Here is a 15157-nt window from a genome sequence, read left to right on the forward strand (position 1 = left end):
GACCGAGGCGCTGGGCGGCGCCCGCCGGGCGGCCGCGCAGCGGCCCACCCACCTCGCCGCCCAGCGCGGCCCCAGCCTGCTGCTGAGCCGCGCGGGTGAACTGGAGCTCGCGGCCGGCAGGCAGGAGGCGGCCGAGGCGCTGTTCCGGGAGGACCTCGCCGGCACCGAGCGCCTCGTCGCGACCCACCCGCGGCATCCGGTGCTGCGCCGTGACCTGAGCGTGTGCCACGAGCGGCTCGGCGAGGTGTGGCTGGCCGCGGGCGCGGCGGAGGAGGCGGAGCGGCACTTCCTGCGCGGCCTGGCCCTCGTGCGGCAGTTGGCCGACGCCGCCCCGGAGGACCGGGAGCTGCGCCGCGACCTGAGCGTGGCGCACAACAAGCTGGGCGAGCTGATGTTGGCCAGGGGCCGGGTCGGCGACGCGGTCGCCTACTTCGAGGCTGCGCTGTCCATCCGGGAGCACCTGCTCGACGAGGCGCTGTCGTCGACGACGTACCAGCGCGACCTCACCGTGTCGCTGGAGCGCTTGGCCGATGCCGCGGTCGCCGCCGGCCGGCCCGACCGGGCGCAGAGCCTGCTGCGCCGCGCCATCACGATCCGCGAGGACCTCGCCGCCGACGACCCGACGAACGTGGGGCACCAGCACGAGCTGAGCCTGCTGGAGGTGCGCCTCGGCGGGGCGCTGGCCGCGTCGGGCGCCGTGACGGAGGCCGAGCACAGCCTGCGCGAGGGCCTCGACGTGCTCAACCGCCTGGCCGCCAACGCGACCGGCGACGTCGGGCTGCGCCAGGACCTGCGCTACGCGTACCACCACCTGGCGGAGCTGCTCGAGCGCGCGGGCCGCGAGGGCGAGGCGGACGAGGCGCGGCAGCGGGAGCACACGCTCATCGGCCAGATGGTCGCCACCGCCGCCACGCCGGGCTGTCGATCTGACGACCTGACGGTTGATATCGATGGCACTTCTCCGCTGAGATAGGCGCGTGGATGGTGTGAGGACGGGAGTGCGCGTCTTCCTGTCGTACGCGCAGGAGTCCGGCGGACACGTGGCGGCCGTCCGCCGGCTGTGGGAGCTGCTGCGCCAGCTCGGCGTGGACGCGCGCGTAGGGTTGCCCGGTCCGACCGACGGGCGCGACTGGTCACTGTGGACGCAACACGAGATCCGCAGCGCGGACGTGGTGCTCGTGGTCGCCTCCCCGGGTTATGCGAGCCGCGCCGCGGCCGAGGCGTCCTTCATCCGTGAGCTGCTCTACCGCAACCTGCCGGCCGGCAAGGCGAAGTTCCGGCCGCTGGTGCTGCCCGGCAGGTCCGTGACCGAGCTGCCCGACTGGTTCGGGCCGACGATCGCCCAGCACACGCGGCTGGCCGGCCTCGACAGGGCCGCCATGGCCGGTCTCGCGGCCGACCTGACCGGCGCGCCGCCGGAGCCGGGCCACCACGAGGTGGCGCTGCGGGTGTCGGTGCGCGGCGACGAGGTGCACAGCCGCGTCGAGCTGGCCGGCACCGTGATCAGCGAGCGGTCGGTGCCGCTGCCGTGGGGCTTCGACGACTTCTGGGACACCCTGACCCTGCCGGCGGAGCAGGCGACCGCCAAGCAGGTGTCGGCGGGCCGTCGGCTGGGCCGGTGCCTGTTCGACGAGGACTCGCTCACGACCGTCCAGGGGCTCGCCGGCACCGGGGTGCTCGACCTGGTCATCGCGTGCGACGACGAGGCCATCGACTGGCCGTTCGAGCTGATCCGGCTGCCCGACGACCGGGTGCTCGCCACGATCCCGGGGGTGCGGATGACCCGCCGGCCGTACGGGCTGCGCGCGCCGGTCATCTCGCCGACACCGGGGCCGCTGAAGATCCTGGTCGTGGTGCCCGGCGACGTGCCGGTGCGCTCGCCCGACCAGTGGGCCGGGCTGGTGCGCACCCAGGTGCGCCTGCTCGCCGCCACGACCGTGACGGAGTTGGCGCAGGCGCTGGCCATCGACGCGTACCACGTGTTGCATCTGGCCGACGCGGCCGCGGACGGCTTCGGGCTCGCGGACCTGTCGGGGCTGGTGCGCGTGCAGCGCGCCGCCGGACGGACGGTGCCCCTCGTCGTGCTCGGGGGCGCGACGGCCGGCGTGCCGGCCGCGCTGGGCCTGCTGCGGTCGGGCGCCGACCGCGTGGTCACGCTGCAGGCGCCGGCGTCGCCGGCCTTCACGGTCGGCCTGCACACGGCCTTCTACCGGCACCTCACGGCGCACAACGCGCCGGTCGCGGCGGCGCTGGGCGCGGCCCGCGCGCAGTTGAGCGCCGCGTCGTCGGCCGCGCCGGTGCCCGAGCACGGCCTGCCCACGCTCGTGGCGGCGTCGGGGGACCGGCCGCTGTGCGACCCGATGGCCCCGGCGGGGCCGCTGCTCGGCGGCATGGCGCTGGCGGGGGCTCCGCGAGCCGACTAGCGCCGCCGGGTGCGGCACCGGCCGCGCCGGTTCCCGTACGCGTCGCGCCGCACGGGGTATGAAGCGACCCGCCGCGCGCGGTCGGGATGCCGCGTCGTGCGCGTGCTGAACCGGTGTGGAACCGCTGCTGAACCGCTGTCGCGACCCGGCGCGGCGGCCCACATGCCGCCGCGCCGGGTCGCGGATCAGCTCTGGTGCTTGCGGCGGGCGGCGAGGCGGCCGCGCTGCGTCTGGTCCAGGATGACCTTGCGCAGGCGGACGGCGGTCGGGGTGACCTCGACGCACTCGTCCTCGCGGCAGAACTCCAGCGCCTGCTCCAGGGAGAGCTTGCGCGGCGGGATGAGCTTTTCCGTCTCGTCCGCCGTCGACGAGCGCATGTTGGTGAGCTTCTTCTCCTTGGTGATGTTGACGTCCATGTCGTCGGAGCGGGAGTTCTCCCCGACGATCATGCCCTCGTACACCTCGGTGGTGGGCTCGACGAACAGCGTGCCGCGCTCCTGCAGGTTGATCATCGCGAAGCCGGTGACCACGCCCGACCGGTCCGCGACCAGGGAGCCGTTGTTGCGGGTGCGCAGCTCGCCGAACCACGGCTCGTAGGACTCGAAGACGTGGTGCAGGATGCCGGTGCCCCGGGTGTCGGTGAGGAACTCGGTGCGGAAGCCGATGAGGCCGCGCGCCGGCACGAGCCACTCCATCCGGATCCAGCCGGTGCCGTGGTTGACCAGCTGTTCCATGCGGCCCTTGCGGCTGGCCAGCAGCTGCGTGATCGCGCCCAGGTACTCCTCCGGGGCGTCGATCGTGAGGCGCTCGACCGGCTCGCACGTCCTGCCGTCGATCTCGCGGGTGACGACCTGCGGCTTGCCGACGGTCAGCTCGTAGGACTCGCGGCGCATCTGCTCGACGAGGATGGCCAGCGCCAGCTCGCCGCGGCCCTGCACCTCCCACGCGTCGGGGCGCTCGGTCGGCAGGACGCGCAGCGACACGTTGCCGACGAGCTCCTTGTCGAGGCGGTCCTTCACCATGCGCGCGGTGACCTTGGCGCCCTTGACCTTGCCCACCAGGGGCGAGGTGTTGGTGCCGATGGTCATGGAGATGGCCGGCTCGTCGACGGTGATGCGCGGCAGCGGGACCGGGTTCTCCGCGTCGGCGAGGGTGTCACCGATCATGATCTCGGGAATGCCGGCGACCGCGATGATGTCGCCCGGGCCGGCCTCGTCGGCAGGCTTGCGCTCCAGGCCCTCGGTCATGAGCAGCTCGGAGATGCGCACCCGCTCGGTGTTGCCGTCCTCGCGGCACCACGCCACGGTCTGTCCCTTGCGGATGGTGCCCTGCCGCACCCGGCACAGCGCGAGGCGGCCGAGGAACGGGGACGCGTCGAGGTTGGTGACGTGCGCCTGCAGCGTCGCGTCCTCGACGTAGCGCGGCGCGGGGATGGTCGACAGCAGCGTGGAGAACAGCGGCTCCAGCGAGGTCGAGTCCTCGGGCACGGCGCCGTCGGCGGGCTGCTTGAGCGAGGCGATGCCGTCGCGGGCGCAGGCGTAGATGATCGGGAAGTCGATCTGCTCCTCGTCGGCGTCGAGGTCGAGGAACAGCTCGTACGTGTCGTCGACGACCTCCTTGATGCGCGCGTCGGGGCGGTCGACCTTGTTGATGACCAGGATGATCGGCATCCGGGCCTTGAGCGCCTTGCGGAGCACGAAGCGGGTCTGCGGCAGCGGGCCCTCGCTCGCGTCGACCAGCAGCACCACACCGTCCACCATGGTCAGACCGCGCTCGACCTCGCCGCCGAAGTCGGCGTGGCCGGGCGTGTCGATGATGTTGATGGTGACGGGGTCACCGGTTTCCGGCACGTACCGGATGGCGGTGTTCTTGGCGAGGATCGTGATCCCCTTTTCCCGCTCCAGGTCCATGGAGTCCATGACCCGGTCGGTGAGCTCGGCGCGGGCGCCGAACGCGCCTGCCTGCCGCAGCATCGCGTCGACGAGGGTGGTCTTGCCGTGGTCGACGTGCGCGATGATCGCGACGTTTCTGAGGTCTGCGCGCTGAGCCTGGGGCCGGGTATCCTGCATGACGTCCATTGTCCGGGTCGTGCGGATGCCCGTGTGCGGCGGCCCCACATTCCGTGGCGTGGCCGACTCGACGGGGGAGTCTGAAGTGACGAAACACCACGCACGTGGCCGATGGGCCGCGCCCATGGTGATCGGTGCCTCAATTTTACTGGTGGTTGCCCTGGCCACGGCCGGTTGGGCGCTGCTGTCGTCCGGCTCCGGGCCGTCGCGCGCGGTGGCCGCGCCCGGCGATATGACGAGCACCACTGAGGGGGTGCCGACGACCGGCGCGCCGACCCCGACCCCGACCCCGACCCCGTCGCCGTCGGTGTCGCCGACGCCAACCCCGACGAAGAAGCCGAAGTCCACGGCGACGAAGAGCCGCACCGTCGTGGTGCCGATCCCGTCGACGAAACCGCCGAAGAAGGACCTGCCGCCCCCGCCGGGCAACACGGGCGGCGGCGCGACCGTGGGTCCGAACTGCCCGAAGAAGACCGGCACCGACGCGTCCAGGACCGCCGTCCGCAACGCGTTGGTGGCGGCGGGCGCCAGGGAGTACTGGCCCGACGCGGCCTACCCGCCCGCGGGCTACGACGGCGAGCTGCCGGCGATCACCGTGCCCGCCAACCTGATGAAGGCGATCGCCTGGCAGGAGAGCGGCTGGCAGTCGACGATCGTCGCGTGCGACGGTGGCATCGGGACGATGCAGGTCATGCCGGGCACGGCGGAGTGGCTCAACGGCCGGTTCGGGCCGGACTACAACGTCAACACGCTGGCGGGCAACGTCGCGCTCGGCGCGGAGTACCTCCAATGGGAGATCGTGTACTTCGGCATCTTCTACTTCGGCGACTTCGACCTCGACGCCGCGGCACCGGTCGGGCCGGACGGCGCGGAGTTGACGCTGCGCGACGTGGTGGTCGCCGGGTACAACGTGGGCGCCGGGGCGGTGGAGAACCGCGGCGATCCCGACGACCCCGACGACGACTATCTGCAGATCCCCAACCAGCGCTACGTCGACAACGTCACGGCGCTGATGACCGAGTGCGTCTGCCTCTCCTACTGATCGCGTAGACACAGCCAAGCGGTTCAAATAGCTAAAAACAGACAAATAACCCTTTTAGGGCAATAGCCTGTGCTCATGTGGCACAGATCTTTGCGCCGGGCCCCGGCGGCACTCGTCGGCGTCGTGGCGCTGCTCGCCCCCGCCGGACCGGCTGAGGCCGGCGGCGTGGTCGCGTTGCCGGGCACACGACCGACGCACGTCACCGCGCCGCCCGACCTCGCCCGCGCGGCGGCCGTGACCGCGCACGTCTGGACCGGCGGCAGCAACCTGCGGCTGCGGTGGAACGCCTCGACCGACGTGGACGCGCCCGGGCGCCTGCCGCACGGCGCGCGGGTCTCCGTCCGCTGCCAGTTGGCGGGCGAGACCATCGCCGGCAGCCAGCGCCGCACCGACCTGTGGAACCGGATCAGCACCGGCAGGTTCATCTCCGACGCGTACACGCGGTGGCGGCCGCGGCGGCCTGCTGTGCCGTGGTGCAACACGGCGACCGGCGCGCGACCGCCGACCGACCGCGTCGGGTTCATCCGTTGGGCGGCGGCGAACGCGCGCGCCGCGAACGCGCGCTACCGGGTGCCCGTGTCCGTGACCGTGGCGCAGGCGATCCTCGAGTCGGGCTGGGGTCGCAGCGCGCTGACCACGCAGGGGGCGGCCTACTTCGGCATGAAGTGCTTCGGCACGCCCGGCCCGATCTCGCTGGGCTGCCGGCCGTACCGGACGACGGAGTGCGGCGGGCGGCGCTGCTTCCGCACGAGTGCGCGGTTCCGCACGTACAACGCGGCCAGCCGGTCGTTCGTCGACCATGCCCGGCAGTTGGCGACCCTGTCGCGCTACCGGCCCGCGTTCGCCCACGTCCGGGATCCGGACCGGTTCGCGATCGCCGTTCACCGCGCCGGGTACGCGACGTCCCCGACGTACTCCCGCAATCTCATCAACCTGATGCGCCGGTACGACCTGTACCGGTACGACCCCCGCGCGCCGCGACACTGAGAGGGCTTGCCGGCACCGGGTACGCTCGCGCGGTGCCCGGCGGCACGGCAAGGGCGCGTGTGCTTGTCGACGCCCGACCCCTGCGGGTCGCGGCGTACCGGCGCCTGTGGCTCGCCTCCGCGGTCACCGTCGTGTTCGGACAGTTCAACCTCGTGACCGTGCCCGTGCAGTTGTTCGGGCTGACCGGGACGTCGGCGACCGTGGGGTTGGCCGGGTTGGTGACGCTGGGCGCGTTGGCGGTCAGCGCCCTGTGGGGCGGCGCGGTGGCCGACGTCGTGGACCGACGCGCCATGCTGCACGTGACCAGCCTCGGCATCGTGACGGTGGCGGTGCTGCTGTGGCTGCAGGCGCGGCTGGACGCGAACTCGGTGCCGCTGCTGCTGGTCCTGGTCGCGGGGCACGCGGCGCTCGTCGGCGCGAACGCCACCGCGCTGGGCGCCGCGATCCCGCGCGTGGTGCCCCCGGACCTGATCCCGGCCGCGTCGAGCCTGGGCACCCTGGTGCGCCAGGTCGGCGCGATCGTCGGGCCGCTGCTGGCCGGCGCGCTCCTCCCGGTGGTCGGCCTGCGCGGGCTGTACCTGTGCGACGCCGTGGCGCTGTGCGCGCTGGTCTGGGCGGTGCGCCGGCTGCCGCCGATGCCGCCCGCGCCAGGGGCCGCGCGCCGGGTGGACGTGGTCTCCGGCTTCCGGTACGTGGCCCGGGAGCGGGTCCTCGTGGCGGTGCTCGCGGCGGATCTCGCGATGAGCGTGCTCGGCCTGCCGTACGCGCTGTATCCGCAGGTGGCGCAGCAGACCTTCGGCGATCCGCCCGGGGGCGGGGCGGCGCTCGGCCTGCTCTACGCCGCCGTCCCGACGGGCGTACTGGCGGGCGCGCTGGTGTCGGGGGCCTTCACCCGTGCCCGTCGACCCGGTCGGATGATCACCTTGGCGGTGGTGGCCTGGGGTCTCGCCGTCGTCGGCTTCGGCCTCACCCGCACGCTGTGGCTCGGCGTGGTGCTGCTCGTCGTGGGCGGCGGGGCGATCGTCGTGCACTCGTCGTTCCGCAACGCGATCACGCAGACCTACGTCCCGGACGGGCTGCGCGGGCGCACCCAGGGCGCGCTGACGGTCGTGCTCATGGGCGGTCCGGCGCTGGCCAACGCGGTGCACGGCGCGGCCGGCGCGTGGGCGGGCCCGACGTGGGCGATCAGCGGCGGCGGGGCGCTCGCCGTGATCGCGATGCTCGCCGTCGCGCGGTCGGTTCCCGTCTTCTGGGAGTACGGGCTTGACAGCCGCCCCGGTGTTATCGATTATCGGTATATCGATAGTCAATAAGGGGAGGTCCCGTGCGCAGCATCCGAGACCGGCTCCGCCGGCCCGACTGGCTGGCCGAGCTGCAGAACCTGCTCATCTTCGGCCTGGCCGCCGTCGGCTTCACCGCGGCCGTCAACGTGGTGGCGCTCGCGACCGGCGGGCCCGTCGTCGCGGCCCTGCCCGCGCACGCCGTCGACGGCCTGGTCGGCATGTCGGGCGGGCTGCGCGACGGCGCCGCCGTGGCCTGGGGTTCGACGGTCGACGTGCACCTCGCCGACCCCGGCCCGGCCGACATGCTCTGGTACGCCGGCCGGGGCGTGCCCGAGCTCGTGCTGATCCTGACGGTGCTGGCGCTCCTGCTCCGGCTCGTCGTGGCCGCCCGCCGGGGCGACCCGTTCACCGCGGCGACGGTGCGGCGGCTGCGGGTGCTGGGCGCGGTCAGCGCGTTCGGCGGCGTGCTCGTCGGGTTGGTCGGCACGGTCGCCGAGCTGGCGTTGAGTGACAGCCTCACCGGCGGCGACACGGTGGCGGCCACGTTCACCATCAACCCCGTCTGGATCCTGGTCGGGGGCGGGTTCGTAGCGTTCGGTGAGATAGTCAACCGGGGGCGGGCGCTGCGGGCCGAGTTGGATACGGTGATCTAGTGCCGGCGGACGACGAGCACCGGGTCGAGGTGCATCTGGACGACCTGCTGGCCAGGCGCGGGCTCACCCTGACCCAGCTCGCCGAGCGGGTCGGGCTCACCCTGGCCAACGTCTCGGTGCTCAAGAACGGTCACGCGCGCGCGATCCGGTTCACCACGCTGACCGCCATCTGCGACGTGCTCGACTGCCAGCCCGGCGACATCCTGTCCGTACGCCGCAGGTGAGTCACCGCTCGACGACGACGAGCGACTCCTCCAGGTAGCGCAGCGTCTCCCTGGCCACCAGCCGGCGGCTGACCAGCTCCTGCGGGGTGGTGAACGGCCCGCGCGCGACCCGGTCGTCGACGATCGCGCGGGCCTTGTCCATCGTCAGGCCGGGCAGGATGCCCAGCACGTCCGCGCTCACGCTGTTGATGTCCACGAGCCCGCCGTCGTCGAAGTGGCGGGGCAGGTCCGGCCGGCCGATGCGCAGCTCGCGGGCCACCGCGGGCTGTTCGGCGACGATCCGTCGGGCCTGCTGGCGCAGCAGGTGGCGGTGCCACTCCAGCGAGCCGACCACGTGCCCGGCCGCGGTGCTGGCCGCCACCGACCGCGGCACGGTCTCGCCCCAGAAGGTGTCCATCGCGGCGAGCACCGCCACGTGCGCGACCCCGATCAGCCAGCTGGCGAGCCACAGGGACATGGTGATGTCCATGACAACGCTCGTGTCCTCAGACTCGATGTTGCCGGTTTCCCAGCCGAAGCCGAGGCATACCCCGATGACGGCCGCGAGATAGAGGAACGCCGTGAAGATGAGCCAGTAGTTCTTCCGTCGGATGCCGAAGAACCCGACGATGACCCAGTTGACGAAGCCGCCGGAACAGGCCGACAGCAGCACCGCGACCACCGTCGCCAGGAGCCTCGGCATGGTGCGCGAGCGCGCGTCCGGCTGCGGGAGGTGTCCGGGCGCCGGCGGATAGGCGAAACCCGGCGGGTACGCCGGTGGCGCCGCGACCGGGGCCACCGGCGCGACGGCCACCCGCGGCGCGGTCGGCTCGGGCGTCGGCTCGACGGCCACGCTGACCGTCGAGGGCGGCTCCCACGTGCCGGCGGTCGCCACCGGCAGCAGATCGGGGTCGCCGCGCAGGATGCGCTGGTGCAGCTCCTGCAGCGCGGCGCCCGGCTCGACGCCGAACTCGTCGATGAGGAACTGGCGCGCGTCCCGGAACGCGGCCAGCGCCTCGGGCTGGCGGCCCGACCGGTACAGGGCGAGGATCAGCTGGTAGCGCAGCCGCTCGCGCAGCGGGTACTCCGCGACGTGCGTGGTGAGGTCGCCGACGATCGCGGCCGCCCGGCCCTCGTCGAGGGCGAGGTCGGCCGACAGTTCCAGCGCGGCGGCCCGCCGCTCGGCCAGCCGGTCGCGGGTGGCGTCGAAGTACGTGCCGGTCAGGCCGGCGAGCGGTGGCTGCCACCTGCCGAGCGCCCGGCTCAGCAGGTCGCCGGCCGCCGCCGCGCCGCCCACGGCGTGGGCCGCCTCCGCGTCGCGGACCAAGCGCTCGAAGACCTCCGCGTCGACCGCGTCGGCCGGCGCGGTGAGCACGTAACCACCGTCGGTGAGCGCGATGAGCTGGCCGGGGGCACGCGCCGAGCGTCCGGGTTCGAGGGTGCGACGCAGTCCCGCGACGTACTTCTGCACGACGTTCGGACCATTTTCCGGTGGCCGATCGCCCCATACGGCATCGACTATCTGGGCGACGGGCACGGGGCGGTTGAGGTTGACCAGCAGTGTGGCGAGCACGGCCCGCTGCTTGACGGCGCCGAGATCCAGCTCGTCGTCGCCCAACCACGCGCGCACGGGGCCGAGGATCTGGAAGCGCAGCGAGGCCCGAGTGGTGTGGATCACGCCCCCGGCCCTCCCCCTAAGATGCCTCTCACCTGCGGATTCATCGCGGCGGCAGTGATCCGGCAGTGGTCGGCAGCATAACCGCCGTGGGTCGGCAGCGCGATCTCGCAGGATGACCCCCGTCGTCCTGTGGGACGGTCACCCCCGCACACCCATCACCCCGGGAGAAGAAAACAACATGCACCGCCGCAGCTTCACCACGGCCGCCGTCGGTCTCGGCCTCGCGCTCGCCCTCGCGGCGTGCGGCCCCGCCGACGACAACGCGGGCGGCGCCGCGCCGACCACGGCGCCGGCCTCGCCGAAGGACACCCTCATCGCGGCCGCGCCGGCCAGCTCCGGCAAGAGCTTCTCGTTCACGTCCACGGGCGCGGGCGCGAAGGGTTCGGGCCGGGTGGACCCGGCGTCGAAGGGCAACGATCTCTCCTTCGCGTACACCGACGCGGAGCTCGGCTTCACCATGGACATGAAGTTCCTCGTCGTGGACGCCGACGCCTGGGTGAAGATCACGTTCGAGAACACGGACGGGCTCACCGGCCTGCCGAAGTACCCCAAGAAGTGGATGCACCTGGACAAGTCGAAGGTGACCGACACGGACGGCGAGTACATCTTCGACCCGGACCCGCTCAGCACGTCGTCGGTGCTCAAGGCCATCGTGTCGGCGGAGAAGGCCGGCGAGGGCGACTACAGCGGCACGCTCGACCTCACCGCCGCGCCGGACGCGACGATCGTCGACGAGGAGGTCCTGAAGGACCTCGGTGACGCGGCCAAGGCCGTCCCGTTCACCGCCACCATCGGCGCCGACGGCCACCTGGCCACGCTGACCGTCAAGGTGCCCAAGGCCGGCAAGAACAAGGCCTACACCTACACCGAGAAGTACGCCGACTACGGCACCGCCAAGCCGGTGTCGGCGCCCGCCGCCGGCGACGCCCAGGAGGCCCCCGACTCGGCCTACGAGATGCTCAACAGCTGATCAGTCAGGCCCGGGCGGGGTAACGGGGGTGGCCGCCGCGCACCGTCGCGGCGGGCACCGCCCGGGCGGTCCGCGCGCGTGAAGCGACAGGTCCCCCGTACTCCGGGAGGGTGTCTCCGCCATGTCTGCGCCGCGCCCTGCGGATGTGCCCCGCGAGCAGTTGGTTTTCGACGAGCTGGCGCCCTACCCGGCCCTCGTCGGGCTGCGCGACGCCGCGCGGGCTGCAGCTCGGCCGGAACGAGGCGCGTCGCCGCTACGACCAGGCCGCCAAGGTCGACCCGGACAACCTCGCCGCGCAGGCGCAACTGCTGTAGCAGATGTGCCCCAAGTGGGGCGGCTCGCTGGAGCGCATGCAAGCGTTCGCGGCCGAACTACCCCGGTGTGGGAGATCGTCGTGATGGTCATCTCCGCGGTCCTCGCGGCGCCCGGCATCGTGTTCGCGATCCGCGCCCTGCGCCGCCGCCGAACCTGAAGCACGTCGTCTGTGAACCGGTTCCCGGCGCAGGTGTGTCGGGGTGCCGCGTGTTAGATTGACAGTCATCGCTCTTTTCCGGTAATGGGCCGTCCCTCTCACGCCGAGGAGCTGTCATGGCACGTACCCGACTATCTCTCCTTCTCTCCGCCGTGGCCGTGGGCACCGCGGCCGTCGGCGTCACCCTCGTGATCCCCTCCGCGAACGCGGCGGTCGGCGACTTCGACTTCACCCGGCCCGAGGTGGTGGCGAGCAATCTCGCCGTGCCCTGGGGCCTGGCCTTCCTGCCCGACGGGTCGGCGCTCGCCTCCGAGCGCGACAGCGGGCGGATCATGCGGGTGCGGCCGGGCACGACGCCCACGGCCGTGGCCACGCTCTCCGGCGTCGTGCCGGGAGGCGAGGGCGGCCTGCTCGGCCTCGCCGTCTCGCCCACCTTCGCCTCAGACAACCTGGTGTACGCCTACTACACGGCGGCGTCGGACAACCGGATCGTCCGCTTCCGCCTTGATTCACCCGGCACCCAGACCCCGATCGTGACCGGCCTGGCCAAGGCCAGCATCCACAACGGCGGGCGGATCGCGTTCGGGCCCGACGGGATGCTCTACGCCGGCGTCGGCGACGCCGGGACCACCTCCAACGCGCAGAACCAGGCGAGCCGCAACGGCAAGATCCTGCGGATGCGGCCAGACGGCACCGCCCCCGCGGACAACCCGTTCTCCGGGTCGCTCGTCTACAGCCTGGGGCACCGCAACGTGCAGGGTCTCGCGTGGGACTCGGCCGGGCGGCTGTTCGCGACCGAGTTCGGTCAGAACACCTGGGACGAGGTCAACTACATCGTGCCGGGCGGCAACTACGGCTGGCCGGTTGTCGAGGGCACCGGCACCAACACGCAGTACCGCAACCCGATCGTCACCTGGACCACCGCGCAGGCGTCGCCGAGCGGCGCCGCGATCGTGGGCAGCACGCTGTTCGCGGCCGCGCTGCGCGGCACGCGGCTGTGGCAGGTGCCGCTCAACGGCACCACGGCCGGCACGCCGGTCGCGCAGCTCACCGGCACGTACGGGCGGCTGCGCACCGTGGCGCTCGGCCCCGACGGGTACCTGTGGGTGGCCACCAGCAACCGCGACGGGCGCGGCACCCCGGCGTCGTCCGACGACCGGATCCTGCGCTTCCCGCCCGTCGGCGTGACGCCCACGACCGCGCCGCCGCCGACCTCGGCCCCGCCGACCACGACGCGGCCGACGATCTGCACGCCGCCGCTGCCGTGCCCGACGTCGCCGACGCCGACCGGTCCGGACACGTCCGCGCCGACGACGCCGACCAACCTGACGTACTCGCTGAGTGGCACGACCCTGACGCTCAACTGGGTCGCGTCCACCGACAACGTCGGCGTCACCGCGTACTACGTGGACGAACAGACGAGCGACTACGTCCTGCGGCGCACGGTGACCGCGCCGGCCACGACGCTGACCATCACCATCTCGTACCCGGCCGACCAGCACTCGTACTGGGTGTACGCGCGCGACGCGGCCGGCAACGTGTCGGCGCGGTCGAACGTCGTCACGTTCGGCACCCCGCCGGCCTGCCCGCCGCCGTCGTCGTGCTCCGGCCCGCCGACCTCGCGCCCGCCGACCTCGCGCCCGCCGACGTCGGCCCCGCCGACCTCGGTCGTGCCCACCACACCCGCGCCCGCGACGTGCGCGGTCAAGTGGGAGCCGAACTCCTGGTCGACCGGGTTCACGATCAACGTGACGCTCACCAACCGGGGCACCGCGACGGTCAACGGCTGGACGCTCACCTGGACCTGGCCCGGCAACCAGCAGGTCACCGGGTACTGGAGCAGCGTGATAACCCAGTCGGGCACGGCGGTGACGGCGCGCAACGCGGCCTGGAACGCCACCATCGCGCCCGGCGGGAGTACGACGTTCGGGTTCCAGGGCACCTACTCCGGCACCAACGCGCGGCCCGCCGCGTTCAGCCTCAACGGGGTCGCCTGCGCCGTCAGCTGACGGCGGTCCACAGGCACAACAGGAAGTGGGAGCGCACGTCGAGGCGGTTGAACGCGGCCGCCTCGACGTCGCGCACCCCGCGCCGGACCCGCGGGGACGGAATCGACCGTCCCGCCATCTTCGATCACCCTGACGCCCCGTGGCGGCGTCGGTGTCGCATCCCACAGCCAGTCTGGTGACGCGGCATCACCGGACGATTCGGGACGGTGCCCGGGTGCCCCACACTATGTGACGGCGTACCGCAGAATATGCGTCGTCGCGACCGGGGAATCAGGATCGAGGGTGGGCACGATGTCCGTGGGTGATGCGCCGAGGGTGCGGCCGTTGCGCCGTGGTGACCCCGAGCAGCTCGGCGCCTACCGGATCGTGGGCCGCCTCGGCGAGGGCGGCATGGGCACCGTCTTCCTGGCCGAGAACACCGACAGCCAGCGCGTCGCGCTGAAGGTCATCCGTCCCGAGATCGCCGACGATGACGACTTCCGGCTGCGCTTCCAGAAGGAGGTCGACCGGGCCCGGCAGGTGCCGCCGTTCTGCACCGCCGAGGTGCTCGACGCCGACACCGCCCACGACCCGCCGTACCTGGTCGTCGAGTACGTGGACGGGCCGACCCTGACCAACGTCGTGCAGGAGCGCGGCCCGCTCAGCCCCGCCAACCAGCACGGACTCGCCGTCGGCATGGCCGTGGCGCTCACCGCGATCCACGGCGCGGGCGTCATCCACCGCGACCTCAAGCCCAGCAACGTGCTGCTCGCCCCCGGCAGCCCGAAGGTCATCGACTTCGGCATCGCCCGCGCGGTCGTCGGCCACGACCCGCAGACGCGCACCGACCAGATGATGGGCACTGTCGGATACATGGCACCGGAGCGGCTGGAGCCCGGCAACAAGCCGCTCACGCCGGCGGCCGACATCTTCGCCTGGGGTGCGGTCGTCGCGTTCGCCGCGACCGGGCGTACCCCGTTCGGGAACGACGTGCCCGCCGCCGTCGCCATGAAGATCGTGAGCGGCGAGCCCGACCTCGACGGGCTCACCGGCCCGCTGCGCGAGCTGGTCGAGCAGGCCCTGGCCAAGGACCCGGCGAAGCGTCCCACCGCGCGTCAGCTCGTCGACCGGCTGTTGTCCGGTCCCGGCGCGGAGAGCGCGGCGACCGACCGTCCGGCGGCCTTCGTCGAGCCGCCCGAGGTGATCGCCGCCGCCGGCATCGTGCCCGCGACCGAGCTCCTCGCGGTGACCCCGCCGTCCGGGAACGCGGAGACGGTTCCGCTGCCCAAGGTCGACCCGGCGTTCGCGCGGGGGCAGACCGCCGTGGTGACGCCGCAGCGCCCGCCCGCCCCGCGCCAGCCCGCGCAGCGCCCGCCCGCCCCGCGTCCG

General features: G+C 72.9%; 14 protein-coding genes and 1 pseudogene. 12 read left to right on the forward strand and 3 right to left on the reverse strand.

Going from position 1 to position 15157, the window contains the following annotated elements; translation table 11 throughout:
• Positions 1–973, forward strand: a 973-nt coding sequence (locus ABD211_RS15155) for a tetratricopeptide repeat protein (RefSeq protein WP_344131227.1), incomplete at its 5' end; no start/stop codon positions are given.
• Positions 974–977: 4 nt separating this feature from the next.
• Positions 978–2423, forward strand: coding sequence for a TIR domain-containing protein (locus tag ABD211_RS15160; protein WP_344131230.1), 1446 nt, complete (start codon positions 978–980; stop codon positions 2421–2423).
• 185 nt (positions 2424–2608) lie between these two features.
• On the opposite strand, the gene typA is transcribed toward ABD211_RS15160, so the two are convergent.
• Positions 2609–4492, reverse strand: a complete 1884-nt coding sequence (gene typA, locus ABD211_RS15165) for a translational GTPase TypA (RefSeq protein ID WP_344131233.1) — start codon at positions 4490–4492, stop codon at positions 2609–2611.
• A gap of 151 nt (positions 4493–4643) precedes the next feature.
• Here typA and ABD211_RS15170 point away from each other — a divergent pair, with 151 nt between their 5' ends.
• The 5 genes from ABD211_RS15170 (at position 4644) to ABD211_RS15190 (ending at position 8681) form a co-directional block, all read left to right on the forward strand.
• Positions 4644–5534, forward strand: coding sequence for a transglycosylase SLT domain-containing protein (locus ABD211_RS15170; protein ID WP_344131235.1), 891 nt, complete (start codon positions 4644–4646; stop codon positions 5532–5534).
• Positions 5535–5609: 75 nt separating this feature from the next.
• Positions 5610–6521 (forward strand): sporangiospore maturation cell wall hydrolase GsmA, encoded by a 912-nt coding sequence (gene gsmA / locus ABD211_RS15175; protein WP_344131237.1) that lies wholly within the window; start codon positions 5610–5612, stop codon positions 6519–6521.
• A 32-nt stretch (positions 6522–6553) separates the two neighbouring features.
• Complete coding sequence (locus tag ABD211_RS15180; protein WP_344131240.1) at positions 6554–7834, forward strand: MFS transporter; 1281 nt, start codon at positions 6554–6556, stop codon at positions 7832–7834.
• 11 nt (positions 7835–7845) lie between these two features.
• The gene (locus tag ABD211_RS15185; protein WP_344131243.1) at positions 7846–8457 is read left to right on the forward strand and encodes a DUF2975 domain-containing protein; all 612 of its coding nucleotides are present in this window, start codon (positions 7846–7848) and stop codon (positions 8455–8457) included.
• Positions 8457–8681: a helix-turn-helix domain-containing protein gene (locus ABD211_RS15190; protein WP_344131246.1), complete on the forward strand. Its 225-nt coding sequence runs from the start codon at positions 8457–8459 to the stop codon at positions 8679–8681. The genes ABD211_RS15185 and ABD211_RS15190 overlap by 1 nt, the downstream gene beginning before the upstream one ends.
• A gap of 1 nt (position 8682) precedes the next feature.
• On the opposite strand, the gene ABD211_RS15195 is transcribed toward ABD211_RS15190, so the two are convergent.
• Positions 8683–10338 (reverse strand): AfsR/SARP family transcriptional regulator, encoded by a 1656-nt coding sequence (locus ABD211_RS15195; RefSeq protein ID WP_344131249.1) that lies wholly within the window; start codon positions 10336–10338, stop codon positions 8683–8685.
• Between the two features lie 112 nt (positions 10339–10450).
• On the opposite strand from ABD211_RS15195, the gene ABD211_RS15200 reads away from it, so the two are divergent.
• The 4 genes and pseudogenes from ABD211_RS15200 (at position 10451) to ABD211_RS33900 (ending at position 13789) form a co-directional block, all read left to right on the forward strand.
• The gene (locus tag ABD211_RS15200; RefSeq protein ID WP_344131252.1) at positions 10451–11308 is read left to right on the forward strand and encodes a hypothetical protein; all 858 of its coding nucleotides are present in this window, start codon (positions 10451–10453) and stop codon (positions 11306–11308) included.
• A 110-nt stretch (positions 11309–11418) separates the two neighbouring features.
• Entirely contained in the window at positions 11419–11622 is a 204-nt protein-coding gene (locus tag ABD211_RS15205) for a hypothetical protein (RefSeq protein ID WP_344131255.1), read from the forward strand.
• 274 nt (positions 11623–11896) lie between these two features.
• Positions 11897–12949 (forward strand): annotated as a pseudogene (locus ABD211_RS33895) (PQQ-dependent sugar dehydrogenase); the annotation flags it as partial.
• A 501-nt stretch (positions 12950–13450) separates the two neighbouring features.
• The gene (locus ABD211_RS33900; RefSeq protein WP_425560414.1) at positions 13451–13789 is read left to right on the forward strand and encodes a cellulose binding domain-containing protein; all 339 of its coding nucleotides are present in this window, start codon (positions 13451–13453) and stop codon (positions 13787–13789) included.
• Here the strand turns inward: ABD211_RS33900 and ABD211_RS15215 are convergent.
• The gene (locus tag ABD211_RS15215; protein WP_344131261.1) at positions 13782–13907 is read right to left on the reverse strand and encodes a hypothetical protein; all 126 of its coding nucleotides are present in this window, start codon (positions 13905–13907) and stop codon (positions 13782–13784) included. The two genes, ABD211_RS33900 and ABD211_RS15215, sit on opposite strands and share 8 nt — an antisense overlap.
• A 173-nt stretch (positions 13908–14080) precedes the next feature.
• On the opposite strand from ABD211_RS15215, the gene ABD211_RS15220 reads away from it, so the two are divergent.
• Positions 14081–15157: serine/threonine-protein kinase (locus ABD211_RS15220; RefSeq protein WP_344131264.1), on the forward strand; the 1077-nt coding region annotated here is incomplete at its 3' end.

Origin of the sequence: Luedemannella flava (assembly GCF_039528515.1) — a bacterium.
Lineage (GTDB): Bacteria > Actinomycetota > Actinomycetes > Mycobacteriales > Micromonosporaceae > Luedemannella > Luedemannella flava.

Excerpts from the sequence above, each read along its gene's own strand:
- ABD211_RS15215 (WP_344131261.1), bottom strand. The coding sequence starts at position 13,907 with ATGGCGGGACGGTCGATTCCGTCCCCGCGGGTCCGGCGCGGGGTGCGC.
- ABD211_RS15200 (WP_344131252.1), top strand. The coding sequence starts at position 10,451 with ATGACCCCCGTCGTCCTGTGGGACGGTCACCCCCGCACACCCATCACC.
- gsmA (WP_344131237.1), top strand. The coding sequence starts at position 5,610 with ATGTGGCACAGATCTTTGCGCCGGGCCCCGGCGGCACTCGTCGGCGTC.
- typA (WP_344131233.1), bottom strand. The coding sequence starts at position 4,492 with ATGCAGGATACCCGGCCCCAGGCTCAGCGCGCAGACCTCAGAAACGTC.